This window comes from Pseudobdellovibrionaceae bacterium (genome assembly GCA_019637875.1).
Lineage (GTDB): Bacteria > Bdellovibrionota > Bdellovibrionia > Bdellovibrionales > Bdellovibrionaceae > JAHBUW01.
Genome location: JAHBUW010000008.1, coordinates 1 through 25,164, shown reverse-complemented (window position 1 = coordinate 25,164; position 25,164 = coordinate 1). Strand labels below are relative to the sequence as shown.

Sequence of the window (25,164 nt, the reverse complement as noted above, 5' to 3'; positions counted from 1 at the left end):
GCTTGGAAATGTGTTCCCGGCCGAGGCCTCAAGCCTTAACGTATTCTCGACAAATCCCCCCTCGCGTGATTGTATGCGGCCACACCTATTTTGGAGGCGGAACTTGGCCCAGGACTCGAATCCTTCGCGCTCGTCATCAACGTCTGACCAAACGCCGACTCAAGGCCTCAACTATAAAAATGCGGGCGTCGATATCGAAGCGGGCGACGCGCTGGTCGACTGGCTCAAAGACGACAAAACGCCCATGCCCCATCAAGAGCGCATCTTGGACGGCATCGGCGGCTTCGCTTCGCTGTTTCGCTTTCCTTCCGAAAAATACGAAAAGCCCGCGCTCATCACCTGCACCGACGGCGTCGGCACGAAAGTGAAATTGGCGTCCTACTTCGGCGACTACTCCACCGTGGGGCAAGATCTGGTCGCGATGTGCGTGAACGATCTGGCCTGCACGGGCGGCGATCCGTGGCTTTTTCTGGATTACTACGCCACCGGCAAACTCGATCTCGCGGCGGCTCGCTCCTTCCTTGGCGGCGTGAAGCGCGCCTGCGCGGAAAGCGACTGCGCGCTCGTCGGCGGCGAGACCGCTGAAATGCCCGGCGTGTATCAGGACAAGGACTTCGACTGCGCGGGGTTCGCCGTGGGCGTGGTTGATGAACATAAGACTTGGGGCGCGCACCGTGTGAAAGAAGGCCAGCACATTTTCGCTCTGTCGTCCTCGGGGTTTCACTCGAACGGCTACTCTCTTCTGCGCAAGGTCTTCGCCGCGGATCTGGATCAGTGGAAAGAGACCTTGCTGCGTCCGACCGCGCTTTATGTGAGGGCCGCCCGCGCTTTGCGCGAGGCCTTCCCCATCGCGGCCGCGGCCCACATTACCGGCGGCGGCATCGAGAACATCCCGCGGGTTTTGCCGGAAGGCTTCACCTGGGAAAAGAAAGACTGGGGCTGGCCCGAACAGTTTCAAGAAGTGCAACGCCGGACCGGCATGACGAAAGACGAAATGCTCGTGACTCTGAATTGCGGCATCGGCTTTTGTATCGTCACCGAAAAAGCGAACGAGGCGGAAACCCGCCGGATCGCGAAACAGTTCGGCTTCGACGTTCACCACCTGGGCGAGGTGGGTCGGTGAGTCCGCGTTGGGCCCTGCTGATTTCTGGCCGGGGCTCAACCGCCCAATCCGTGATGGACATCATGGACTCGGTCGACGTGCGGCTCGTCGTTTCGTCCCGCGCGAACGCTCCCGGACTTTTTCGTGCCCGTCGTGCCGGGGTCCCCACGATGCTGCTACCGAAAGAGATCCAGTGGGACGAACTCAGCCGCTCTTTGCAGAAGCGCGGGATCGAACGTCTTTTCCTGTTGGGTTTTATGCGCCTGATTCCCGAATCTTTTTTGAACAATTGGACCGGACGGATCTGGAATGTGCATCCCAGTCTTCTGCCGAAACATCCCGGGGCGAAAGCCCTCGAAGCCGCGATCGCGGCGGGGGATGATTTGGGCGTGACGATCCACGACGTGATTCCCGAAATGGACGCGGGGCAAATGCGTCGCCAACAGTGGGTCTCAACAGCCCAGGACCATTCCGAGATCGGATTCTCGGCGGTCGAGCAACATCTCGTGCGTGAATTTGCGCGAAGCCAGTCGCTGCAATTTCTCGCCGACAAGGAGGTCTCATGATTGAATCCCAGCCCGTCGTCATCGTTTCGGCGTTCGGACGCGGACATGCGCTGGCGCACGAGCTGCGCTTGCAGGATATTCCCGTGGCGCTCTTGGACGTCAGCCCCTCGCTCGGCGAGTCCTCGGCGGATGATGAGGAAGGCCCCTTCGGATTTTTCAGTCAGGGCCTGACCGCCACGGAAAGTCAGCGTCTCTTGGAAGAGTCGCCGCTACTGCAGATTCAGGGTTTCGCGTGGATGCTTCCGCGCGGGCCGATCGAAATGCGCGGGGCTTTGGCGAACCTTCACCGCGAGTCCTACGGGATTCCCGAAACGGTCTGGAACTGGGTGTACGGCGAGGGACCCTCGACGGTGAAAGATCACCAGTACCTTTTGAACGGAGACTTCACCGAGACTTGGTTCTACCATGTCAGCCGCGCGTTCCATTCCAATCACTGGTCGCCGAATTACCGCGCGGGATTGGTGGAGGGCTCATTGCCCTTCGGTTCGGATTTCATGCTGCGTTCGGTTCACCGGGCCGGTCACCAGAAGTCGCTCGAGGCGCTCGCGCAGGTGGGCGTCGTCGTCAAAGCGCCGGTTGAGATTCTGGACGTCGCGCGCGAAGGCAATACTCGCTTGAAGAGTTTCGAAATCCGCCGTGCGGGTTCGGATTCGACGGAACTTCTGGGTTTTGAAACGGCGGTCTGGTTTTTGAGCGGTGAAGAGACCGAACGCCTGGCGCCGAAACTTCAGGAAAAACTTCTGCCGTCCGGAGTCTTGCGCCCGAAGGGCTCGTGGGTGCGGGCGCGCTTGAAAGTGCCGCCGAGTCCGCCCCGGGATTCGCTGCCGCTGTCTTCCGCTTGGGTTCAGGATACGGATCTGCCGTGGACGCACGACAATCTTTTCGTCGTCGCGCGCACGACGAACGCGGAACTTTTCGATTTGTGGTTGCGCCTGCCGGAGTCTTTCCGCTTCCAGAAGGATTACGTCCAGGGGCAGATCCAAGCTTGCGTGGACGCGCTCGAAGCCCGTATGGGGACCAGCGGGATCACGCTTTACGAAGACCCCGTGACGATTCGTAAAACCTCGGTCGAGGTCGGCCCGTCGCGTTTTCCTTTGTACGATGAGAAAGAGTGGCAAGACTATTCCCACCCGAAGTGGCGCAACTTCGACTGGGTTGCCCCCGAGACGAGCCTGGGGCTCGGATGGAACTTCCTGTTCCTGCGCGCGCGCAAATCCGCCGCCGACGTGAAGGCGTGGTGGCTGGTCCGTGAAGAAGAACGCAAAAAACGTGAAATGAAAGCCCTGGCCCAAGCGCAGAAAAACGCCGCCCGAGTGGAAACGGAGTCTGAGAAGTGATCGAACGTTATACGCGCCCCGAGATGGGCGTGATCTGGGAATTGGAAAACCGCTTCGCGAAGATGCTCGAAATCGAGGTCGCGGTGGCCGAGGCGCAAGCTGAGCTGGGGATCATTCCGAAACCCGCCGCGAAAGCGATCCGCGAAAAATCGAAGTTCTCCATCAAGCGTATCAATGAAATCGAAAAGATGACTAAACACGACGTCATCGCGTTTGCGACCAACGTTTCGGAAAACGTCGGCGAGTACGGTCGCTTCGTCCACTTCGGCATGACAAGCTCCGACGTCTTGGACTCGGCCTTTTCGCTGCAGGTCCGCGAAGCCTTTAAGGTGCTTTCACAGTCCATCGACTTCCTTGAAAAATCGCTGCGCACCCAAGCGAAGAAGCATTCCGAGACCCTGTGCGCGGGCCGCACCCACGGCATGTTCGCCGAGCCCACGACTTTCGGGTTGAAGCTTTCGGGCTTCGTCGCCGAGCTTTACCGCAATCGCGAGCGCCTGGAGCGCGCGATGGATCAGATGATGGTCGTGAAGCTTTCGGGCGCGGTGGGCACCTATTCGGGGCAGCCCCCGGAAGTCGAGGCGCGGGTCGGTAAAAAACTGAAGCTGCAGCCCGAAACGGTGGCGACCCAGGTCGTGCCCCGGGATCGTCACGCGGAAGTGATGCTGGCACTCGCCATGCTCGGGACGGGTCTTGAACGACTGGCGATCGAGCTTCGTCACTTGCAACGTTCGGAAGTGTCGGAAGTGACCGAAGGTTTCACGCAAGGTCAAAAGGGCTCGAGCGCGATGCCGCACAAAAAAAACCCGATCTCGGCGGAAAACATCACGGGCGCCGCAAGGCTTTTACGCTCCTACGCGCAAGCGGCTTTGGAAGACGTGGCCCTGTGGCACGAACGCGACATCAGCCACTCTTCGGTTGAGCGCGTGATCTTCCCCGACGCCTTCATCCTGGCGGACTACGCGACCCACCGGATGGCGGTCCTGATCCAGGGGCTGGACGTGAACAAGAAGCGGATGCTCGAAAACATCGCGCTCTCGCAGGGACAGCTCTTCAGCTCCCAGGTGCTTTTGGCGCTGGTGGAAAAGGGCCTCGACCGCGATCTGGCGTACCGCCACGTGCAGCGTCTTTGCCACGCTTTGGGTAAGGGCGAGCAACTGGTTGATAAGATCAAAAAAGATCCCGAGGTCTCGCGGCTTTTGAAAGCGAAGGATCTGCAGAAGATCTTCTCGGGCGAGCGGAACAAAAAGAACGTCGGCACACTCATCAAGAGGGTTCTTTAGGGCCTATTCCTAAATTAGATAGGGGTTGAATCGAATGGAAAAGGGACAGATGCAAGGAGCGACGACAAATCATAGCCCCGTCTATGGGGCGGAGGAGCGACGCCGTCAGGTGGCCCTTTTCCATTCGACCCGAAGGGCATATCCGAATGAGGCTTGCCCTTCGTTACATCCGGCTCGAATTGGCTTTGGCCAGTCCTTCGCCGGACGCGCCTCGGTCAAGGCTCATTCGGATATGTTCAACCCCTATCTAATTTAGGAATAGGCCCTATATGAAAAAGGAAATGATCTACGAAGGAAAAGCGAAACGCATTTTCTCGACGGACGAGCCCGGCATCCTCATCATGGAGTTCAAAGACTCGCTGACCGCGTTCAACGCCCTTAAAAAAGGATCTTTCGAAGGGAAAGGCCAAGTGAACCGCAATATCGCGGCCTTGATCTTCAAAGAACTGAAGAAGGCGGGCGTGAACTCGCACTTCGTGGAAAATCAGGGCGACTTCGATATGAAGGTGCGCGCGGTGAAGATCATTCCTTTGGAAGTGGTCGTGCGCAACGTACTGGCCGGTTCCACCGCGAAGAAGATGGGGATCGAAGAGGGGCGCGTGCTGCCGAAGCCGCTCGTGGAGTTCTACTACAAAGACGACGCCTTGGCGGATCCTTTCGTCTCGGACGATCAAATCACGATCTTCAATATCGCGACCGAAGACGAAATCAAAGAGCTGAAGCTTCAGGCGCTGAAAGTGAACGACGTTTTAAGGACGCTCTTTTTGAAGATCGGGCTGAAGCTCATCGACTTCAAATTGGAGTTCGGTCGGTTGGAGCAGGGCATGGATCTGGGGCAGATCGTTTTGGCGGATGAGATCACGCCGGACTGCTGCCGTCTGTGGGACGTCGAAACGAACGAGAAATACGACAAAGACCGCTTCCGCCGCGATCTGGGCAAAGTGGACGAAAGCTACCAAGCGGTTTTGAATCGCCTGGCCAGTGTCGTGACCGAATAGATATTTGAAACATAAAGTTTGAAGGGTGGGAGTGATGGCGACAATTGGTGTGAAGGTGATGCCCCGGGAAGTGATCTTGGATACGCAAGGTCGCGCGGTGGAACAAACGCTCGCGCGCGGCGGATCGGGCGGCGTGAAAGTCCGTGTCGGTAAATTCATCGAGCTCGAAGTCGAAGGCGACGAGGCGACCGCGATGACCCGCGCGAAACAGATCGCGGACAGCGTTTTGCACAATCCCTTGATCGAAACCTACACCCTGGAAACGGTGAAAAAATGAGTCTGAAAGTCGGCGTCGCCCGGTTCCCCGGGACGAACTGCGACCGTGACGTTTTCGCCTTCGCGGAAAAGAAGGGCTTCAGCGTCGAGTGGTTGTGGCATCTCGATCGTTACGATCTTAAAAACTATCACGCCGTGCTTTTGCCCGGTGGCTTCAGCTACGGCGATTATCTGCGCTCGGGCGCGCTGGCCGCGAAAGCGCCGGTCATGGATTCGATCCGTGAGTACGCGGGCCAGGGCGGACGGGTTCTTGGTATTTGCAACGGCTTTCAAATTTTGACCGAGGCTCGCCTTCTACCAGGTGCGCTGGTTAAGAACGTCAGTCAACGCTTCCGCGATGACTGGGTCGAGTTGAAAGTCGAAGGAAAAAACACCGCGTGGTCGAAGGGCTTCGCGACGGACACTTTGAAGCTTCCCATCGCCCACGGCGACGGACGCTTCTACGCGCCCGCTGACGATTTGAAAGCCATCGAAGACGGCGGTCAGGTGTGGATGCGCTATCTGAAAAATCCGAACGGCTCGTTGAACGATATCGCGGGCGTGACCAACAAGGCGGGGAATGTCGCGGCGCTGATGCCGCACCCCGAGCGCGCGATCGAAGACTGGATGGGCGGTCGTGACGGATGGGGGTTCCTATGAGCGAACAAAAATTGAGCGCGGCGGAGTTCGAACTCAAGCTGAAGCAGTACCGCATCTCGAAACCCGAATACGAAATGATCTGCGGCCTTTTGGGACGTGAGCCCCGCTCGGTCGAGTGGGCGCTGTTTTCGGCCCTGTGGTCTGAGCACTGTTCTTACAAAAGTTCGCGCGTGCATCTGAAGAAATTTGGCAAAACGCTCACGCCTTCGGTCATGCAGTCGCAAGGCGAAAACGCGGGCGTCGTTGATTTGGGTCAGGGCGAAAAAGTCGTTTTCAAAATGGAATCCCATAATCACCCGAGCTTCATCGAGCCCTACCAGGGCGCGGCGACGGGCGTGGGCGGGATCTTGCGTGACATCTTCACCATGGGCGCGCGTCCCCTCGCTTCGGCGGATTTTCTGTGTTTCGGTGAACCGAAAGCGGACCGCATGAAGGTGTTGGTGGACGGCGTCGTGCGCGGGATTTCCGGTTACGGAAACTCGGTGGGGGTTCCCACCGTCACGGGTGCGACGAACTTCGATGCGAGCTACAATAAAAACATCCTCGTCAACGCGATGAACGTGGGCCTCGTCCTTGAGGGCGAACCCATCGCGCTTTCGGGCGCGAAAGGTCCGGGGAACGACGTCGTTTACGTCGGCGCAAAAACCGGGAAAGACGGCGTGCACGGCGCTTCGATGGCGTCGGAGTCCTTCGGCGCGAATAACGAAGCGAAAAAGCCCAACGTTCAGATCGGCGATCCCTTTTACGAAAAACTCCTGATCGAGTCCTGCCTGGAAGTCATCGCCCAGGATCTCGTCGTGTCCATTCAGGATATGGGCGCGGCGGGGCTGACGAGCTCAAGCTTCGAGATGTCCTCGAAAGGCGGACTGGGATTTGACCTGGAGCTTGATCAAGTTCCCGTGCGTGATTCCTCCATCGGGCCGGAAGAGATTCTTCTGTCCGAATCGCAAGAGCGGATGCTGCTGATCTGTGAGCCCGGAAAGTTCGCGGCCATCGAAAAGGTCTTCGCGCGCTGGGGTCTGGACGCCGTTCGCGTCGGTAAAGTCCGCAGCGACAAGATCATGCGCCTGACCTGGAAAGGTGAAGTGCTGACCGAGATCGATCCCTCTTTGGTCGTGGATAACTCACCCGAGTATAAACGCCCCTATGAGGCGTGGCTACCGAAGCGCCGCGCGGGCGACTACGCTCTGCCGACCGCCCCGGCTTCGTCCGAGATGAAGGCGAAGGTGGCGGGTGTCATGAAAGAACGACTGACGGGTGCGGTCTGGGCGTCCCGTGAAGATATCTATCACCAGTACGATCAGCGCGTGGGCGCGAAGACCGCGCGGGGGGCCGAGGCGCAAACGGCGCTTCTGCGTTTGCCCGCGTCGGGGCGCGGAATGTTCGTCGCGACCGGTTGTCGACCGAAGCTCATGCAGGTGGACGCGCAGATCGGCGCTTACGATGCGGTGGTCGAGCCTTCGCTCAAGATGGCGGCGAAGGGCGGTTATCCCATCGGCGTGACGGATTGTCTGAATTTCGGAAATCCCGAAAAACCCGAGATCATGTCTGAATTCGTGGCGTCCGTGGAAGGTCTGCGCGACGTTTCGATCGCGCTCGGGGTCCCGGTCATTTCCGGAAACGTCAGCTTCTACAACGAAACCGAAGGTCGCGGCATCACCTCGACTCCGGCGGTGGGTTTGGTGGGCTTGCGTGCCGATGTAACGAAGGTGCCCCAGGACTTCTTCACGGCGGCGGGAAACACTCTACTTAAAGTGAAGTTCCCCTTCGCGCGCGTGGAGAACGGGAAGTTTTGCGGCGGCTTCGACCTCGCGCGGGCCGCGAAGATGGTGAAGCAGACGCAAGCTTGGGTGAATTCACTCCCGATCTTGTCGTCGCAGGTCGTGGGCGCGGGGGGTTGGTTCTGGACCCTGGCGAAAATGGCGGGCGAAAAGGGCTTCGCGCTCTCGGGAGCGGCGGAATCTTCCGAAGAACTTCGCGCGACGGCCTTTGACTTCGGCCTTTATGAACTCATCTTCGAGGTTCCGAAGGCGGAAGCGGCCCGCGTTTTGGCGCAGCTCCAGAAAGATTCGGGCGCGGACGCTTCGGTGGCGGAGCTTGGCGAGACCACCTCTGGCGCCATTCGCGCTTGGGGTTACGAGACTTCGGGTTCGGAATTCACACAATCACGCCACCAGGCGTGGAGGATGGACTTTGAATAATCCCATTGGGAATGAATTCTTGGACGATCACGACAGCGAACTCAGCTCCTGGAAGGAAGAGTGCGCGGTCATCGGCGTATGGAATCATGACGAGGCGGCGAAGCTGTCTTACCTGGGTCTGTACGCCATGCAGCATCGGGGGCAGGAGTCCTCGGGCGTCGTCTCGCTCGACCAGGGCGAGCACCGGGTCCACAAGGGCATGGGCCTTGTGGGAGACGTCTACAACGACGCGGTCCTCGATACGCTGAAGGGGATGGCGGCCATCGGTCACAACCGCTACTCGACCACGGGGCAAAATCATCTGGCGAACTGCCAGCCGCTGACGGCGGGGCTGCGTTGGGGGCCGGTCGCGGTCGCCCACAACGGCAATATCGTGAACAGCGCCTCGCTGCGTAAAGAGCTTCAAGAGATGGGCGCGATCTTCCAGGGGACGACCGACACCGAACTCTTTTTGCATTTCATTTCACGCAGTTCCGAGAAGAACCTCATTTCGCTTCTGCCGCAGGTTCTCTCGAAAGTCGTCGGCGCTTACAGTCTGGTTTTCCTGACCAAGGACTCCATGATCGCGGTGCGGGACCCTTACGGTTTCCGTCCCTTGGTTCTGGGGATGAAGGCGAATGCGGTGGGCGAGACCTCGTACGTCGTCGCGTCCGAGACCTGCGCGCTGGATCTGATCGGCGCGCAGTACGTGCGCGAACTCGAACCCGGCGAAATCTTCTGGTGCGACGCTCAGGGGACGCACACGGCGCATCTGCCGAAAGCGCCGCGCGGGGCGCGCTGCATTTTTGAACATGTCTACTTCGCGCGTCCGGACTCCATCGTTTTCGGTCAGAGTGTTTACGAATCGCGCAAGCAGTTCGGGCGCTGGCTCGCCCGTGAAAATCCGGTGGACGCGGATGTCGTGATTCCGGTGCCGGATTCGGGTGTGCCCGCGGCGCTGGGTTACGCCAGTGAATCGGGCGTGCCGTTTGAGTTCGGAATCATCCGCAATCACTACGTGGGCCGGACTTTCATCCAACCTCAGCAGGCCATTCGCGCCTTCGGGGTGAAGGTGAAGTTGAATCCGCAAACCGCTGTTCTTGCGGGCAAAAAGGTCGTCGTCGTCGACGATTCGCTCGTGCGCGGAACCACGAGTCAGAAGATCATCCGCATGATCCGTCAGGCCGGGGCGAAAGAGGTCCACATGCGGATCGCCTCGCCGCCGACTACCGGGCCTTGCTACTACGGTGTGGATACGCCTCAGAAAAGTCATCTGATCGCGGCGAACCAGAGCCTGGAAGAGATTCGTCAGTTCATCGAGGCGGACAGTCTCAGTTACCTCTCGATGACGGGTCTTTACGAGGCGGTGCACGCGGACTCGAAGAGCTTCTGCGCGGCTTGCTTTGATGGGGAATATCCGACACAGTTAGAGGATGACTTTAACTCCACCGCCGTTAACGCCATTCAGGCCCGGTGATTTGATCGACGTGGTGGCGCCGGGTTCCTCGGCGCCCGCGGAAGCACTTCAGCGTGGGGTCGAGGTCCTGAAGTCCTGGGGCCTGCGGGTCCGCGTTCCCGAAAATCTCATCGTTCCCACGACCTTCTTTGCGAATACCGACGAAGAGCGCCTGCGCGTTTTGAAGACCGCGCTGCACGCGAAAGACTCGCGCGCCGTGTGGTTCGTACGGGGCGGGTCGGGGACGCACCGGCTTTTGCCGGGATTGTTCAAAGGCGCGCGTCCCAAAACGCCGAAACTCATTTTGGGTTTTTCGGATGCGACCTCGCTTTTGAACGGCGCGCTCAAGCACTGGAAATGGCCGACCCTGCATGCGCCGGTACTCACGCAGCTGGGGCGGGGGGAGCTCGATCCCGCAGACGTCGAGGATCTGCGTCGGCTTTTGTTCGGCGAAGAGGACCGCGTGGTGTTCGAGGGGCTTCGGCCTTTGAACGATGCGGCCCGCAAACTGCGTCGTCTTTCGGGTGAGGTCATCGGCGGGAATCTGACCGTCTATCAGAATTTGATCGGTGTGCCCGAGGCGGTGAAACCCGCGGGCAAGATCGTTTTTTTTGAAGAGATCAACGAGCGGGGTTATCGCATCGACCGGACGCTCACGCATTTGCGCCAAGCGAAGTTTTTCGACGGCGCGAAGGCGGTTGTGCTCGGGGACTTCATCGGCGGTGACGAGCCGACGGCATCGACGGCCACCGCACCTCGGCCGGCCGCACCTCAGCCGGCCGCACCTCAGCCGGCCGCACCTCAGCCGGTCGCACCCGTGAACCGCGTTGAATGGGCGATGCAGAACTTCGCGCGCGATTTGAGGATCCCGCTGTTTGCGGGCCTTCCGGTCGGCCACGGAAATCGCAATCGCCCCGTGCCCTTCGGCACCACGGCCACGATCCAGGGGGATCGTCTGGTCATCGCCTCGCCGCTGACGGCGGAGAAATCGCCTGCGGGCAAGACCCGCCGGAAAATGGCTGCGGGTAAAACCCGCAAGAAAACTCGGAAAGGTTAAAGTCCCATGCGCACGACGCTGCTGGAAAGCCGTCTGAAACAGAAAATCGAAGAGAAGCTTCCGGGCGCGGCGCCCGGACTGCAATTGCAGGTGCACCAGAACGGCCGCAAGTTCTGCGACGTCTCGGTTGGGGATACCTATCCCTATTACGATCTGGCGAGTCTGACGAAAATCATCTTCACGGTGCCGGCGATGATGCTCGCGTTCGAAAAGGGGTTGTGGAATCTCGACTCGAAGGTCATCCAGTTTTGGCCCGATTTTCCGCAGCCCGATCTGCGCGTGGTGCAGCTTCTGACCCACAGCTCGGGCGCGATCTGGTGGCATCCCTTTTACCAGACGCTGGATCTTTCAAAACCCATTCCCGAGCGCCGCCGTCAGCTCAAAGAGATCATCAAAACCCTGCCCTTTGAGTCGCGCGACGAAAGCGTGTACTCGGACGTGGGTTTCATGATCCTCGGCGCTTGCCTGGAAGAGATGGAGCAGAAATCGCTTCCGGAAATCTGGGCCGCGCAAAAGCAGCTTTTGTATCCGGGTCTTTCCACTTTGGATTTTCATTTGGACAATCAGTCCCATCAGCCCGCGCGTTTCTACGGCCCGACCGAGCGTTGCAAGTGGCGGGGACGCCTGATTCAAGGCGAAGTGCATGACGAGAACTGCTTCGCTTTGGGCGGGATCAGCACGCATGCAGGACTTTTCTCGAGCATCGACGACGTCAGCTGGTTCGGTCTTTTTCTGCGCTCGCAGCTTCTGGGGATCTCGAAGACGAGCTTCAAGCTGAAGACCGCACGCACGTTCACGACCCGCGCCCGTCCGTTGGGAAAAGGCGACTGGGCTTTGGGCTTCATGATGCCAACACCGGGCGCGGCCTCTTGCGGGGATTACTTCTCGCCGTATTCGGTGGGGCATACGGGCTTTACGGGAACGTCTTTGTGGTACGACCCCCATACGGATCTTTTAGTCACGATTTTGTCGAACCGGGTCTTGCTCGGACGCGAGATCAAAGAGTTCGCGAAGCTCCGTCCGCAGATCCACAACTGGGTCGTGGAAGAATTGAAACGCATTTAATCGTCCGCACGAGGTGACGTCATGGAAGATCGCTCGATCTCAATTTCTGAATTACCGCCCGGCTCGCACATCCACATGCTGGGGATCTGCGGGACCGCGATGGCTTCGCTCGCGGGGCTTTTGAAAGATCGCGGCTTCAAGGTCACGGGCTCGGATTCGAACCCCTATCCGCCGATGTCGACCCAGATCCAGAATCTGGGGATTCCTCTCTATTCGGGCTATTCGCGGGGGCATCTGCGCGAGCGTCCGGACTTCGCGATCATCGGGAACGTCATCTCGGCCTCGAACGAAGAGGCCCAAGAGGTCATGAAGCTCGGCGTGCCTTACACGTCATTGCCGAAAGCCATGGGCGAGATGATCATCGAGGACCGCGCGTCCATCGTCGTCGCCGGCACTCACGGTAAAACCACCACGACCTCGATGATGGCGTGGATCGCGGATCAGGTCGGGGCGCGTCCCGGATTTTTGATCGGCGGCATCCCGAAAAACTTCTCGCGCAGTTTTCAAAATCCGCACGGGCAGATCTTCGTCATCGAAGGCGACGAATACGATACCGCGTACTTCGATAAAGTGCCGAAGTTCATCCACTACCGGCCCCGGCACGTGATCTTCACGAGCTGCGAGTTCGACCACGCGGACATCTACAAGGATTTCGATCATGTGAAGTCGGCATTCAAGATGCTGATGGATCTGATTCCCGCGGGCGGAAGCCTGCATTACTGGGCGGACGATCCGAACGTGGCGGCGCTGGCCGCGCAGTCGAAGGCGGGGCTGAAACGCGGTTACGGCCTGAAAGAGGGTGGCCTGCGTGCGACGGAACTGGCCACGGACGCCGCGGGGCAGAGTTTCCGGGCGTCACTCGACGGCAAGGATCTGGGCGTTTTCAAGATGGTATTGACGGGCGAGTACAACGTGATGAACGCACTCGCGGTGATCGGTGTCGCGTTGAAAATCGGCTGGGATCTGGAGAAGGTCCGCGCGGCGCTCGCAAGCTTCCAGGGCGTGAAGCGTCGGCAAGAGATCCTGGGCGAGCCGGGCGGGGTCTTGGTGATCGAGGATTTCGCTCACCACCCAACAGCCGTGCGCGAAACCCTGAAGGGCTTGCGCGCCCGTTATCCGAACCGCAAACTCTGGGCGGTTTTTGAGCCGCGCTCGGCGACCTCGCGTCGCAAGATCTTCCAGAAAGACTACGCCGAAAGCTTCGGGATCGCGGACGAGACTTGCTTGGCGCGCGCGTTCGATCAGTCCAAGATCGATGAGGGTGAGCGCTTTTCGTCGGACGAACTCGTCGCCGATTTGAAGGCGAAGGGCCAGTCGGCGGCCTGCTTCGACAACGCCGACGCCATCGTCGCTGATTTGAAGGCCCGCACCCGCTCGGGGGATGTCGTGGTCATCATGTCCAACGGCGGCTTCGACGGGATCTACACGAAGCTCATGACTGCGCTCGGCGGGCGGTAGGGGCACGGCTGCAAGTCGTCTCGGCGCTAGTGGTTTTTCCAGTAGTTGGAGTATTCGCTAGTTCCATCCGTGAACTGAATCTCCCAGGCTTCATATGAAGTGAAGTTAAAAATCTGGAGATGCGCGTGGTTGGCGAGAGTGATCGTGATATCTCCGGCTGAAGAGATCTCAGCCGAGGTCACGGTTTGTTTTAAGATGCACTTTTTTATCTCTGAATCCATGTCGAGGGGTGTTTCCATCCCGTATTTCTGGCCTACGTCAAACGACGAGAAATGCTTTTGGTTTACGGGGATGATCCTCCAGTAACTCGCAGATATTTTAGTCCCGTCCGAGAACTCCAGGGCGAGTCGTCCATCTTTGAAGGTGGCACCGGGACCTGCGTGTGGTGGTTACCTCATCTTCAGGCGTAGCTTAGATTTCCGACGTGGCGTTTTTTTAATGAAGTCGTGAATCCTCACATTGGGATACCAATGTGAGGATTGAGTTGGTCCCCGAAATAGAACTAGGGAACCCGCTGGCACTTCTCGATGCGATTCCCGATCGCGAGTTCGTTCGCGCGCGGATCGTAGCTCAGAACCGCGTCGTGCTCGGTGCGGTCTTCGCAAAGGAAACGTCCCGCGAGTTCGATACGGCCCGCGTTCATGGTGACGGCGAAGGGCGCAAGGCTCGCGCAGGCCGGGTGGGCTTCGTCTTCGACGACGAACAGCGTTTGCACGTCGGCCGCCTGACCGCCGGCGTGAAGTTGAATGCGGGTTTCGTATTTCAAGCCGAAGCCGGCTTCGTCGTAGCTACAGACGTAGTTCGCTTGGGCGAAGAGGGGCGCCGCGAGCGCCCCCAGAAAGATCATCAAGATGGTTTTCATGCTGGGTCCTTGGCGAAAGGGATGGATTAGTTGTCGGTTCCGACCGAGATATGACCCGCGTAGGTGCCGTCGGCCAGGCGCACGGTCAGGAACATGCTGAGCTCTTCGCCTTTGTAGATGCCTTGGCTTTCGCTGATGTCGTCGGTGAAAAGCAGGCGGCCGATGCTTTTCGTGCCGTTCGGCTTTTCGTAGGTCTGCGCGCGGATGCGGGCGTACTTCGCCGACAGCATCTCGGTTTGTCCCGAGATGTTTTCGATGGGCCACTGCAGGGTTCCGGTCTCGCCTTGGCAAACGCCGCTCACGGGAACGCGCGAAGTTTCGGGTTCGTCGGTGAACTGACCTTCGCGGTAGATGAGCTCGCCTTGGATTTGGCCGTTCACGCACTCCGCTTTCAGGGTCGCGTAGGAAAATCCGATCTCGTCGAATTTCATACGGTCGCGAAGGGCGTAGTCCAGGTGGAAGTTCGTGTCGGCGAACTCGCCGGTCAATTTCCGCTCCAGCGGTAACTGCTCAGTGCGCGCGGCCGTATCGTCGATCGTGAGCGCGCCCAGAAGACCCACGAGGTTCGGCGCGAAGTTCAGTCGACCCGATTTCACCGTTTGGTATTCGTAAGTGACCACGTAGTCGATGGCCGCGTCGGTCGCGAGTTTGCCGGGAAGAAGCATGTAGGTCTCACGCAGATCGACCCAACGTTTAAGCGAGAAACCGGTTTGCTCCAGGCGCACGGTCGTGTCCAGATTGTCGGTTCCGCTCAGGCCGAAGTCGAGTTCGACGGTCACGCCGACGTCGCGGCCTTCGTTTTTCAAAAACTCGTTCAGATCACGGCCGCTTTGCAAACGGATGTCGAGAACGCCGGGATCCGCGCGGAACAGCGAGAAGTCGGGCGCTTTCAGCTCCGCGAGGTTGCTGATTTTACGTTTGTCGGTCAGCTGCGCGAGATCACCCGGGGCGACGCCTTTCGGAAAACGCGCGTCTTCGGTCGGCAAAGACAAAAACACGAAAAGCGAGTAGCGGCGATCTTGCGGACGGGTCGTGCCCACTTCGAGTTCGAAGTCCGGGATCGTGTAGATGCCGAAGGCGTTGAGGTTCTGCTCCAGCTCGAACGAACCGCAGGACACGCCCGTGGTGCTTTGGCAGCGCACGCTGTACGAGACTTTGAAGGCTTCGGGCGGAAGCGAGGTGTGGTTGATCAGAACTCCCGTGGAGCCGGGAATCTTGACGACCGACGCGGCCGCCGAGGCAGAGACGAGTAACGAAATGGCGAAGAAAAGTGATTTCACAGGCATTCCCCCTTCGAATGAGCGTTGATGAGTCTGGGAATAGTCGGAGTTCGGAGGAGGCGATAGTTCGGGTCTTGTGAAGGATAAGGATTATAGATCGCGCAGCGCATTTAAACACTTGTTTAAAACATAAGAGTTGTCGGGAAGGTTTCGAATTATGTTCTAGACGCAGCCCGCAAATAGAGCGGCGATCTGCCGTAAGTATTGAGAGGTTCCGGGCTTTATGGGAGCAACGAGGGATGGAAAAAACGCATGAAACTCCCCTGATGCGTCAGTATTGGGAAATGAAATCCGCCCACACGGACAAGGTCCTTCTGTTCCGGATGGGCGACTTCTTCGAGATCTTTTTCGACGATGCCGTGAAGGCCGCACCGATCCTGGGGATCGCGCTCACGTCGCGCAATAAAAAATCCGCCGATGAAACTCCGATGTGCGGCGTGCCCCATCACTCCATCGGTGGGCATATCAACAAGCTGCTGACGGCGGGGCTGAAGGTCGCGATCTGCGATCAGATCGAAGACCCGAAATTCGCGAAAGGGATCGTGAAGCGCGCCGTGACCCGCGTGCTGACTCCGGGAATGGTTTACGACGCCGAAACTCTCGAAGCCACGCGCCCGAACTTCGTGGCCGCGGCGAATGAGACGTCCTTGGCTGTGGTCGACGTCACCACCGGCGAAGCGCTTTACTGGAAAAACCTCGACGCCGCGAAAACGCTGGCGCTTCTGCGCGCGCTTCCCATCGCGGAAATCGTGACCCGCACTCCCGACAAAGATAACGTTTTCGATTCGGAGCTTCCGAAAACCGGCGAACGTCGGCTGCTGAGTCGCTACGACGGTCCCCTCTCGACGAACGAATTCCTGATGAAGTCGGCGTCGGGGCTCGAGACTGTCGGCGTTTTGTTGGGTTACATCGACTCTTTGGAAGGGGATGCGCGACTGAAGTTCCTGCGTCCTTTTGAAGAGCGCTTCTGGAACGAACGTCTGGAGATCACCCCCACGGGGCTTCGGCATCTGGAGATTTTCGAAACCTCGCGCGGCGAGCGCGCGGGAAGTCTGCTTGCGGCGGTCGACCGGACCAAGACCTCCATGGGCGCACGCTTGTTGCGTTCGCGTCTGGCGTTTCCGTTCACGAATCAAAAAGAGCTCGAAGCCGCTTGGGCGAAAGTGGAAGCCTGGGGCGCGCGCCATCGCGATCTGAAGCTCATCCGTGAGCGACTCACGCAAGTGGGCGATCTGGAGCGTCGGTTGACAAGGCTCGGCCCTTCGACGGCCAATGCCCGTGACTTGCGTTCGGTGCAGTCCTCGGTGCAGGCGGGGCTGGACGTGCTCGCGCTGATCGAGTCGATCACACCCGCGTTTCCGCATCCCGAGGTCTTACCCGAGGGGGCGCGCGAAAAACTGCTGGACCTGTCTTTGAAAATCGATCGTTGCCTGCTGGACGAACTCCCCCTGTCCGTGCGTCAGGGCGGCATGATCAAAGAGGGCGTGAAACCCGAACTCGACGAGGCACTGAAATACGCGACTCACGGGCAGGCCCTTTTGGCCGAGTTCGAAGCGCGCGAAAAAGCGGCCACCGAAATCTCCAGTCTGAAGGTGCGCTACAACAACGTCTTCGGCTACTACATCGAGATCACGAACACCCACAAAGACAAAGCGCCCAAGCACTACCAGCGCAAACAAACGCTGACGAACGCCGAACGTTACACGACCGACGAGCTCGTGGAGCTGGAGCGCAAGGTTCTCAGCAGTCAGACGCGACGTTTTGAATTGGAGTTCGAGGTCTTCGAGACCCTGAAGAATCAAACCCTGGCGCAGACCTCGTTGATCTTGAATCTGGCCCTGCGCCTGGCCGAGATCGACCTCAGTACGTCGTGGGCGCAGCTCGCGCTCGAACGCTCGTACGTTAAACCCGTGATTTCTGAATCGGGCGTGCTTCGCCTGACGGCCAGCCGTCACCCCGTCGTCGAGCAGAAAGTCGGCGTACGCTTCACCGCCAACGACATCGAAGTCGACCGCGGCGGATGCTTGCTGCTGACGGGGCCGAACATGGCCGGAAAGTCGACGCTCATGCGGCAGGTCGCGCTCAGTGTGATCCTCGCCCAGTCGGGCGGTTTTGTTCCTGCCCGCAAGGCGGAACTTCCGCTCTTTGATCGCGTCTTCACGCGGATCGGGGCGAATGATTCGTTGTCGGAAGGGCTTTCGACCTTCATGGTCGAGATGAAAGAGGCGAGCGAGATCGTGCAGGGCCTGACCCCGCGTTCGCTCGTGATCTTGGATGAGTTGGGACGGGGAACGTCGACGTTCGACGGCATGAGCCTCGCCCAGGCGCTCCTCGAGTATTTGCTGGGACGTCAGGGCGGCTATTTCTTCTTCGCGACCCATTACCATGAGCTCACGAAGCTCGAAGCGCTGTACCCGCAGGTGCGTAACGCCCACATGGCGGTCACGGATCGCGGCGAAGAGCTGCGCTTTTTGTACTCGCTTCGCCCGGGACCGGCGCTGAAATCCTACGGGATCCACGTCGCCCAGCTGGCGGGACTGCCGAAGTCTTTGATCAAGCGGGCGGGGGATCTTTTGAAGTCGCTCGAGGCCGATGGGGGCAAAGCGCCGCAGATGTCCTTGATGGATCTTGGACGTCCGGTCGAGGACGAACATTTCGATCTCGAGGCCGATGACGGACCCGCCGCACCTCCGCCGGCCGCACCTCAGCCGGCCACAAACCCAGAAGAGGCAGGACGTCGGCTCGCGCACGAGATGTTGGCGCGTCAGCTCCGTGAGTTGCCCCTCGATCAATTGACTCCGCTGCAGGCCCTCGTCAGACTTCAGGAGTGGCAATCGACGCTCAAAGACTCCGGTCACTGATTGAAGAGGCGCGCAAAGACGTTCCCGTGCCGACGGAGCTGTATCGCGGCTTCGCCGACACCTCGCTTTTTCAGCCTTTGAAAGACAAGGCCGCGGGGCTCGCGGACCTTATTTTGGCGGAGTTCGATCACGACCCGCGTTTTCGCCAAGGCGATCCCGTTCTTTTGGGATCGTGGGCGCGCGCGCAAATCACGCCGAAGTCCGATCTGGATCTGGGCTTCTGGACCGACAACGCCGACACCCAGGCCTTCATCCGCGAGTTGCAGGCGACGAAGCTTCCACTGCGCGCGCGACTTTTGACTCCGGAAGAGATCCGGGCCTGGCCCATCCCCGAGCAGCTCGCCTTTCTCGAGGCGAAAGCCTTGACCGAATTGTCCACGGTGAGGACCGAGGGCGAACGCACGCGCATCATGGGATTGAGTCGCGCGGAAAAGAAAAAATGGGTGAAGGCCCTGCAGGTGGAGCGCGAACAGCGTCACCGCAAAGGTTACGAGTTCGAGAACGTTCTTGAGCCTCACGTGAAAACCGGACGGGGCGGGCTTCGCGATACGCAACAGGCGTTTCAACTCATGGCACTTTTGCCCGAGGTCTGGAGCGATCCACATTTCATCGAGGTCATGGACTCGTGCCGTTGGTTTTTGCTGCAGGTCCGGTTCGAGCTGCAGGCGCTCGGCTCGGGCGATTTTTTGCAGGCGGGACTGCAAATCGAGATCGGCGCGAAGCTCGGTTATCCGCACATGAAGGACTTCATGCGCGAGCTGCAGCTTTGCCTTTCGCGCGTCGCTTTTTACGGGGACGTGATGTTCGAGATGGCGCTCGCCTCAAACGAGACCCGTGCGCGGGTGCAGTCGCGGCCCTTCAGTACGGGCGAGGAGCTTGTGCGGGCGCTGAAGAAGGACGCGGGACTCCTTACGCAGTACCAGGTGCGCCGGCAGATGGACGATCTGATCACGGCGGGCTGGCTGAAGAAAAACGCCGACCTGATCGAAGAGTTCAAAGGATTTCTGTTCGCGAAATCCACGCCTGAGAAATTTTTGCGGGCGGCGTTTCGCTCGCGCCTTTTGGATCAGCTTGACCCGCGACTGCGCGCGCTGGTGGGCTACAATCAGCACGATCAGTACCATGCCTTCACCGCCGAAACCCACATCTTGAACTTGCTGCTGCTTTTGAAAAAGTCATTGCAGCATCCGCGCACGCAGGGACTTTTCGCAAAGGCGTTTCGGACGCTTTCCGCCCGCGATGAGTCGATTCTGGCGTGGTCGTGTTTTTATCACGATCTGGCAAAAGGGCAGGGCGGCGATCACGAAGCGGTCGGGGAGAAGTGGGTGCGTGACGACGGTCGCAAATTCGAACGCTCCGAGCAGTTCACCGAAGAGGTCGGCTGGCTCGTTCGTCACCATCTGGATTTTTCGGTGGCGGCGTTTCGCGAAGACCCACGCTCCGAGACGACGTGGCGGCGGCTTTTCGATCTGGGCTTGAATCCTGGCCGCATCCGCCGATTGGCGCTGTTCACCGTCTTGGACATCCAAGCGACCCATCCCAAGGCGTGGACGCCTTGGAAAGAAAAACTCATGTTCGAGCTGATGGAGAATCTGCTCGACCCTTCGCGCCTGAAAAGTCTGAAAGCGCAGCGCAAGCTGCACGAAGAATTCGGTTTCACCCGCTTTGAACTTCCGTTCATCGAAGCGGTCGGCTCCGTGCGGATCGCGAAGGATCTGCGGCGTTTGGTGAAATCAAAAACCGACACGGGCTTTTACATCGAGAAAACGCGCGGAGGTTACTGGGTCCGCTATTTCACCCGCGAGGACGCGCCCGGAGTTCTGGTCACGGCGCTCAAATCACTTTTCGCGGCGGGCGCTTCGGTGCAAGAAGCCTGGGTGCACGGGATTCCCGGCTTCGGCGTTTACGATTGGTTTTTCGTGAGTTCCACGCTGCAGACGGAAGTTTTTGAACGTCGCTTGCAGCTGCTGGATCCCGCAAAGGTGACGCTCCCCCAAGTGAAATGGTCGCAGGTCGAGATCGAGCGTCCGCCGGAGTCAAAGCTCTGGACGCTGCATCTCTCGGGCGACGATCAGCGGGGACTGCTCGTCTGGACGGCGGAAAAGATTCGTGATCTGGGCGGTAACATTCAAAGCGCGCGCATTCAGACCTGGGGCGCGCGGGCCGAGGATCATCTGGTGGTGGACTGGAACGAAACTCCGACGATCGAGACCGAAAAACGTCTGCGCGGAGAGCTTCTGGGCGTGAAGCCGTGAGCGCGATTTAGTTCTTCGGCGGCGGGGTCGTGGAGCTCGGGTTTTGGCGTTGGGGATTGTGTCCCGCCAAGGTGCCGGTGTGATTGCGCCAGTTGTACTCGGACGAGGTCTTCAGGCGGTTCTGCCAAGCATCCCATTTCTTCTTCGGGAGCTTGTGCATGACATTGCCGTTCTCATCGAAAATATCCGGATCTTTGCCGACCAAGAAGTTAGCGATTGTGGACAAGATTCCCATGCGAGGCCTCCCAAATAACAAGAGCCGATGGGCATCGGCTCAACTGGCTTTCAATTTAGGGGGAGATGCCTTCAGGGTCACGGCATGGAGCGGCGCGGCAGGATGGTGCTCAAATCAAGAACCGCGGGGGTTCGCGCAGGTGTCGATGACCGAAAGCCCAATCTCTTCGCTGAGTCGCTCGCCACCTTTGAAGTGGTTGTAGCAGGACTGAGCGGCCTTTTTGAAAGCCTCGTCGTAGCTTGCGGCCTGGGTGCGGAATTTATAGGGCGTTTCGGCCTTCGGAAGTTTCGCCTTCGTGTCGCTGTCCAAACGGAAAACGAATTCGAAGTGGCCGCTTCCCTTGTCGGTGGCCGCGAACGTGGGTTTCGCGAGCCCCAAGGTCATCAGCACCACGGCCAGAAGTTGAATCATGGTCCGGAGGATCTCGAGCGTCGATTGGAATTTGTGTGTCTGTTCCATGCCCTTCCTAAGAGCAAGCTTAAGACCGGCGGGAAGAAATCCATGGGCTTCTGGAGATGTGAAATCGGCCCCGGGGCTCAAGGGGGCTGGGCAGGTGTCTCGGATTTTGACACCCGTTTGCGCCCTCTAATCCAGGGCGCCCGGAGGCACGAATCTTGGATCAGAGTGAGACTGGGGCAAGAAGAGAGGCTTGATCATGTCCAACACATTTCGCCGAACCCTGCTTCTATTGCTCCTGAGCCCGCTTTTGGGCGGAGCTTTCGCACAAGCCGAAACCGTCAACCGCACGCTGAAAGGCGATCGGCTGCCGGTGCACAATCGCGAGATGTTCGGTTCGGACGTGCCCGAGTGGGATGAGCGCGCCAACCCCGGTCGCATCGGCGTTTCGGACTTCGATGCGCCCGCCCGTCGTCGTGAAGTCCCGGCGAGCCGCCCCCTGCGCGGCGAATGCGCCGGCATGAGCGAAAGTGTCTGCGCCGTTTTGATCGCAACGAATGTGGAACGTGAGCGCAACGGACTTTCGCGTTTTCGCGTGGATCCCGCCTGCCAGCGGGCCGCCGACGATCACGCCCGCGATATGGCCCGCCGGGGATTTTTCAGCCACACCTCGCCCGACGGTTCGTCTTTGCAAAGCCGCTACGAGCGCTACGGCCGCTGGACGGTCTTGGCCGAGAACATCGCCATGGGCACCCACATGGACGGCGCGGGCGCCGTCCGCAGCTGGATGAACTCCCCCGGGCACCGGCGCAATCTCCTCGGTTCGCAGTACGGTTCCATCGGGATCGGCGTCGCCGAGGGCGGCGGTTACCGCTACTTCGTGCAGTGCTTTAGCCGGTAGGGTCTGGTTTCACGTCACGGCTTCGCCGTCGACCGAACTCACGTCACCGCTTCGCGGTCGACGCAATCAATTCTTCACGCAGACGATTTCGCAGCCGCGCTTCTTGGCGGCGAGGCTGAGCCAGAATTTGAAGCCCCCTTCGGGGAGGCGTTCAAAGCTCGGCGTCGTGCCCTTCTTGTGCGAACGCACTTCAATGGACGGATAGATTTGAATCTCGGCTTCGGGCGTGCGGACCGCGTTCCCGCAGATCAGCGCTGTTTGCACTTTCGGATGCAGCTCGAAGTTCGCTTTTTGGGGATCGACGCCGAGGATACCGCCGTCGGTGTCTCTCATGGCCCAGGGGCCTTGGCCCGTGGCGGGGCGGCAGGTGTAGGTCACGTTCTGAAGGCCGGTCTCTTCCACTTCAACGTCTGCGCGGGCCGAGAGGCCCGCGAGAAGAAGAAAACTGAGAATAAGGGGGCTCCGCATACGGATTAGCGTGTCCCGCGGATCAGGCCGGGCGTGTCTTGTTGCAGGGTGCTTGAAGTCCCGTTCAGGCGGCCTTCCAGATAAGTCTGGCACGAGCGCACGGTGGCTTTTTCACTCGAGCAGCCGAGCGAAAGATTCAACCAGCTCGAATCGTGTTTACGGATGTCGTAGTACAGGCCCGCAAAGTTCGCGGTGGTCACGTTGTTGTTCATGATCATCGTACACTGGGCCGCGTAGTTCTTGTAAGTCTCGCAGTTCGAGCTGTTGTACATGTACAGACCGAAGGCCGCGACACCGATCCCCAGGACCCAGCCCCAGAACGCTTCCGCCTGCGGCAGGAAAAGAAGCATGATCGGGTTCATCGCGGTCTTTTGCGGGAAGAGTGCGTTGATGTCCTCAAGCAGATACTCGGGCTTCAGTTTGAAGTCGATGGTGGTCGTGCGGTTATTCACCTTGAAGCGACCCTCGGCCAGGCTCAAAACTTCCACGACCGCTTCGTTGCCTTGGGCCTTGAAGACGACCTTGTTGCCACCGAGCATTTCAAACTCGAGGGTTTCGTTTTGGACGGGCTTCGCTTTTTCGCGCAGGGCCTCGATGTAGTTCTCGGGAACTTTCTTTTCCAAGCGCTTGATCAGATCCGAGATCTTCACTTTTTTATTCGGGAAAGCTTTGGTGAAGTCCTGCACGGCGCTGGCTTCCGGAGTCGCGGTCGAAGCGACCTTGCGGTTCGCGAAGCTGATTAGCGATGTGTGCACGATCAGGAAAGCGAGAAGAATGTGACGCACGCGAAACCCCTTTGTTTCCAATTATTCTGACAGCAATTGAGTGAATTGCAAAACACGGGCAGAGTCTCAGAATGAAATGAAGTGAGGGGGAAACGTCTCACTTCACGACGTCTTTTGACACTTTCGTGCCGATGTGGGACGAAGGCCGACGTGATTCCCGAGTGATTTTGATGGGTTCGGTGGAAGGTTGTGAAGTCCGTGGTCAAGTGTCTAACGAAAAACGCCCTCGGTGAGAAGGGGAAAAGGGCGCTCGGCGCCCAGGTTCCGGATCTCTACCAACGTCTGGTGGGTTTCCTGGATCCGGACCTGATGCGCTCGCAAATCGTCGAGACGCTCGCGACCTGCGACTCGTGCGCGATGTCGCGCGAGCACCGTGGACCTCGCGCGAAGATCACTTACGAGCCCGATTTGAAGTGCTGCACCTTCGATCCGTGGGTGCCGAACTTCATGGTCGGCGCGATGCTGGAAGATCCGTCCCTCAGCGCGGCGGGGCTTCAAGCCGTGCGGGCGAAGATGAACTCGATCGAGGAGTGTTCGCCGCTGGGTCTTCGCGCGTCGACGAAATTTCAGCGGAGGTTTTTACGCAAAGACGAACATGAGTTCGGAAATCGCGAGGACTGGCTTTGCCCTTATTACGACCGCGTTCAGCAGAACTGCGGCGTCTGGAAGTACCGCGGGAACGTCTGCGTGAGTTTTTTCTGTAAAAGTAACTCCGGCGCGCGCGGGCTCGCGTTCTGGTCCTCGCTCGGCGATCTTTTGCATTTGATCGAACTCTCGGTGATGGAAGAGTGCCTCGTGCAGCTCGACTTTTCGCCGCGCCAGCTGTCAGAACTGCTGCCGCTCATTGATCGACAGACCCATCTGGAACGTCGGGCCTTGCCCGCGATCACGCCGCAGGAGTCGCGGCGGATGTGGAATCACTACGACGATCCTGCGGAATTTTTCCGGAAGTGTCACCGTATCGCTCAGGGGCTCACGAAAAAAGATCTGCGCGAAATTCTGGGAGAGTCGGGCGAGCGCGTGCTCGCACAGGTTCATCAGCGTCAGGCGAAGCTGGGCGCGCGTGCGTGAGTCGCGGAGCCTGAGATGTCGTGCGAAGGCTGATTCTTCTCGCGGAATCACGAGTCTTTGGTCGGCGACGAAAAAACATACCGGTTGTGTGGTCCACACAGAGCGCGCAGATTCTCTGGCGCACGGGTGCCGCCGTCACTGACGGGTTGAATGTGATCGATCTGCACATAACGACGTGACCCACAGATTTTCCCGGTTCGGGGATCGCGGAAGCGGCAACCCGCGTCTTTGAGAAGTATTTTGCGATTTCGAGGCAGGATTTGCCGCGGATTCTGCGACTCGTTCTTGCGGCGGGGTGCGGTCACTGCCGTTTCGGAAGTGCGTATCGGGGTCGGCGCTTCCGATTTGGAAGTGACACTCGAGGTCGGAACTTCCGAAGCGGAAGCCGATTTGAGTTTCGGGAGAGTCTCACCCCGAATCTTCGTGCGACGAGCGATCTCCTTTTTCGCGAGGTAAGCCGCGAGCTCCGAAGCCTTGCCTCCGGAAGTGATATGCGATGTGAGTTCCGCGACCCGCAACCAGTCCGCATACTGCTCGCGGGACAGCGTCATCGTGATCGTCACCGAGTCGTCGCCGTGATGCTGGGTGCGGTCCGAGGCGGGGATCTCGAATTTGAGATCTTGGCTTAGGATC

At 59.1% G+C, this 25,164-nt stretch carries 24 protein-coding genes; 16 read left to right on the top strand and 8 right to left on the bottom strand.

The window, feature by feature from the left end; all coding sequences use genetic code 11:
* Positions 1-103 precede the first annotated feature (103 nt).
* The 12 genes from purM (at position 104) to mpl (ending at position 13,417) form a co-directional block, all read left to right on the top strand.
* A complete protein-coding gene (gene purM / locus KF767_11020; GenBank protein ID MBX3018414.1) occupies positions 104-1,123 on the top strand; it encodes a phosphoribosylformylglycinamidine cyclo-ligase in 1,020 nt (339 codons plus the stop codon).
* Entirely contained in the window at positions 1,120-1,668 is a 549-nt protein-coding gene (locus KF767_11015; GenBank protein MBX3018413.1) for a hypothetical protein, read from the top strand. Before purM ends, KF767_11015 begins: the two co-directional genes overlap by 4 nt.
* Positions 1,665-3,005, top strand: a complete 1,341-nt coding sequence (locus KF767_11010; GenBank protein ID MBX3018412.1) for a hypothetical protein — start codon at positions 1,665-1,667, stop codon at positions 3,003-3,005. The genes KF767_11015 and KF767_11010 overlap by 4 nt, the downstream gene beginning before the upstream one ends.
* The gene (locus KF767_11005; GenBank protein ID MBX3018411.1) at positions 3,002-4,288 is read left to right on the top strand and encodes an adenylosuccinate lyase; all 1,287 of its coding nucleotides are present in this window, start codon (positions 3,002-3,004) and stop codon (positions 4,286-4,288) included. Before KF767_11010 ends, KF767_11005 begins: the two co-directional genes overlap by 4 nt.
* Before the next feature lie 269 nt (positions 4,289-4,557).
* Positions 4,558-5,286 carry a phosphoribosylaminoimidazolesuccinocarboxamide synthase gene (locus KF767_11000; protein ID MBX3018410.1) on the top strand — a complete coding sequence of 243 codons (729 nt, stop codon included), beginning with the start codon at positions 4,558-4,560 and terminating at the stop codon, positions 5,284-5,286.
* Positions 5,287-5,320: 34 nt separating this feature from the next.
* Positions 5,321-5,563, top strand: coding sequence for a phosphoribosylformylglycinamidine synthase subunit PurS (locus KF767_10995; protein MBX3018409.1), 243 nt, complete (start codon positions 5,321-5,323; stop codon positions 5,561-5,563).
* Positions 5,560-6,201 (top strand): phosphoribosylformylglycinamidine synthase subunit PurQ, encoded by a 642-nt coding sequence (gene purQ, locus KF767_10990; GenBank protein MBX3018408.1) that lies wholly within the window; start codon positions 5,560-5,562, stop codon positions 6,199-6,201. Before KF767_10995 ends, purQ begins: the two co-directional genes overlap by 4 nt.
* Positions 6,198-8,402 (top strand): phosphoribosylformylglycinamidine synthase subunit PurL, encoded by a 2,205-nt coding sequence (purL, locus tag KF767_10985; protein ID MBX3018407.1) that lies wholly within the window; start codon positions 6,198-6,200, stop codon positions 8,400-8,402. The genes purQ and purL overlap by 4 nt, the downstream gene beginning before the upstream one ends.
* Positions 8,395-9,858 carry an amidophosphoribosyltransferase gene (locus tag KF767_10980; GenBank protein MBX3018406.1) on the top strand — a complete coding sequence of 488 codons (1,464 nt, stop codon included), beginning with the start codon at positions 8,395-8,397 and terminating at the stop codon, positions 9,856-9,858. The genes purL and KF767_10980 overlap by 8 nt, the downstream gene beginning before the upstream one ends.
* 13 nt (positions 9,859-9,871) lie before the next feature.
* Complete coding sequence (locus tag KF767_10975; protein MBX3018405.1) at positions 9,872-10,894, top strand: LD-carboxypeptidase; 1,023 nt, start codon at positions 9,872-9,874, stop codon at positions 10,892-10,894.
* 6 nt (positions 10,895-10,900) lie between these two features.
* Positions 10,901-11,959 carry a serine hydrolase gene (locus KF767_10970; GenBank protein ID MBX3018404.1) on the top strand — a complete coding sequence of 353 codons (1,059 nt, stop codon included), beginning with the start codon at positions 10,901-10,903 and terminating at the stop codon, positions 11,957-11,959.
* Between the two features lie 21 nt (positions 11,960-11,980).
* Positions 11,981-13,417: a UDP-N-acetylmuramate:L-alanyl-gamma-D-glutamyl-meso-diaminopimelate ligase gene (gene mpl / locus KF767_10965; protein ID MBX3018403.1), complete on the top strand. Its 1,437-nt coding sequence runs from the start codon at positions 11,981-11,983 to the stop codon at positions 13,415-13,417.
* Between the two features lie 26 nt (positions 13,418-13,443).
* On the opposite strand, the gene KF767_10960 is transcribed toward mpl, so the two are convergent.
* From KF767_10960 to KF767_10950, 3 genes are all read right to left on the bottom strand, one after another.
* Positions 13,444-13,656, bottom strand: coding sequence for a hypothetical protein (locus KF767_10960; GenBank protein ID MBX3018402.1), 213 nt, complete (start codon positions 13,654-13,656; stop codon positions 13,444-13,446).
* A 263-nt stretch (positions 13,657-13,919) separates the two neighbouring features.
* Positions 13,920-14,279 carry a hypothetical protein gene (locus KF767_10955; protein ID MBX3018401.1) on the bottom strand — a complete coding sequence of 120 codons (360 nt, stop codon included), beginning with the start codon at positions 14,277-14,279 and terminating at the stop codon, positions 13,920-13,922.
* 26 nt (positions 14,280-14,305) lie between these two features.
* The gene (locus KF767_10950; protein ID MBX3018400.1) at positions 14,306-15,559 is read right to left on the bottom strand and encodes a hypothetical protein; all 1,254 of its coding nucleotides are present in this window, start codon (positions 15,557-15,559) and stop codon (positions 14,306-14,308) included.
* Positions 15,560-15,825: 266 nt separating this feature from the next.
* Here KF767_10950 and mutS point away from each other — a divergent pair, with 266 nt between their 5' ends.
* On the top strand, positions 15,826-18,420 hold the full coding sequence (gene mutS, locus KF767_10945) for a DNA mismatch repair protein MutS (GenBank protein MBX3018399.1): 2,595 nt from the start codon (positions 15,826-15,828) through the stop codon (positions 18,418-18,420).
* A complete protein-coding gene (locus KF767_10940; protein ID MBX3018398.1) occupies positions 18,387-20,675 on the top strand; it encodes an HD domain-containing protein in 2,289 nt (762 codons plus the stop codon). The genes mutS and KF767_10940 overlap by 34 nt, the downstream gene beginning before the upstream one ends.
* A 7-nt stretch (positions 20,676-20,682) precedes the next feature.
* On the opposite strand, the gene KF767_10935 is transcribed toward KF767_10940, so the two are convergent.
* A complete protein-coding gene (locus KF767_10935) occupies positions 20,683-20,910 on the bottom strand; it encodes a hypothetical protein (protein MBX3018397.1) in 228 nt (75 codons plus the stop codon).
* 114 nt (positions 20,911-21,024) lie between these two features.
* Positions 21,025-21,369, bottom strand: a complete 345-nt coding sequence (locus tag KF767_10930) for a hypothetical protein (GenBank protein MBX3018396.1) — start codon at positions 21,367-21,369, stop codon at positions 21,025-21,027.
* 196 nt (positions 21,370-21,565) lie between these two features.
* Here KF767_10930 and KF767_10925 point away from each other — a divergent pair, with 196 nt between their 5' ends.
* Positions 21,566-22,207, top strand: coding sequence for a CAP domain-containing protein (locus tag KF767_10925; GenBank protein ID MBX3018395.1), 642 nt, complete (start codon positions 21,566-21,568; stop codon positions 22,205-22,207).
* A 66-nt stretch (positions 22,208-22,273) separates the two neighbouring features.
* Here KF767_10925 and KF767_10920 read toward each other — a convergent pair whose 3' ends face one another.
* Both KF767_10920 and KF767_10915 read right to left on the bottom strand, forming a co-directional pair.
* Positions 22,274-22,675: a hypothetical protein gene (locus tag KF767_10920; GenBank protein MBX3018394.1), complete on the bottom strand. Its 402-nt coding sequence runs from the start codon at positions 22,673-22,675 to the stop codon at positions 22,274-22,276.
* 5 nt (positions 22,676-22,680) lie between these two features.
* Positions 22,681-23,460: a hypothetical protein gene (locus tag KF767_10915; protein ID MBX3018393.1), complete on the bottom strand. Its 780-nt coding sequence runs from the start codon at positions 23,458-23,460 to the stop codon at positions 22,681-22,683.
* A gap of 198 nt (positions 23,461-23,658) precedes the next feature.
* On the opposite strand from KF767_10915, the gene KF767_10910 reads away from it, so the two are divergent.
* Positions 23,659-24,531, top strand: a complete 873-nt coding sequence (locus KF767_10910) for a hypothetical protein (GenBank protein ID MBX3018392.1) — start codon at positions 23,659-23,661, stop codon at positions 24,529-24,531.
* Between the two features lie 47 nt (positions 24,532-24,578).
* Here the strand turns inward: KF767_10910 and KF767_10905 are convergent.
* Positions 24,579-25,164 (bottom strand): HNH endonuclease (locus tag KF767_10905; GenBank protein MBX3018391.1); only part of this gene is annotated, 586 nt, incomplete at its 5' end.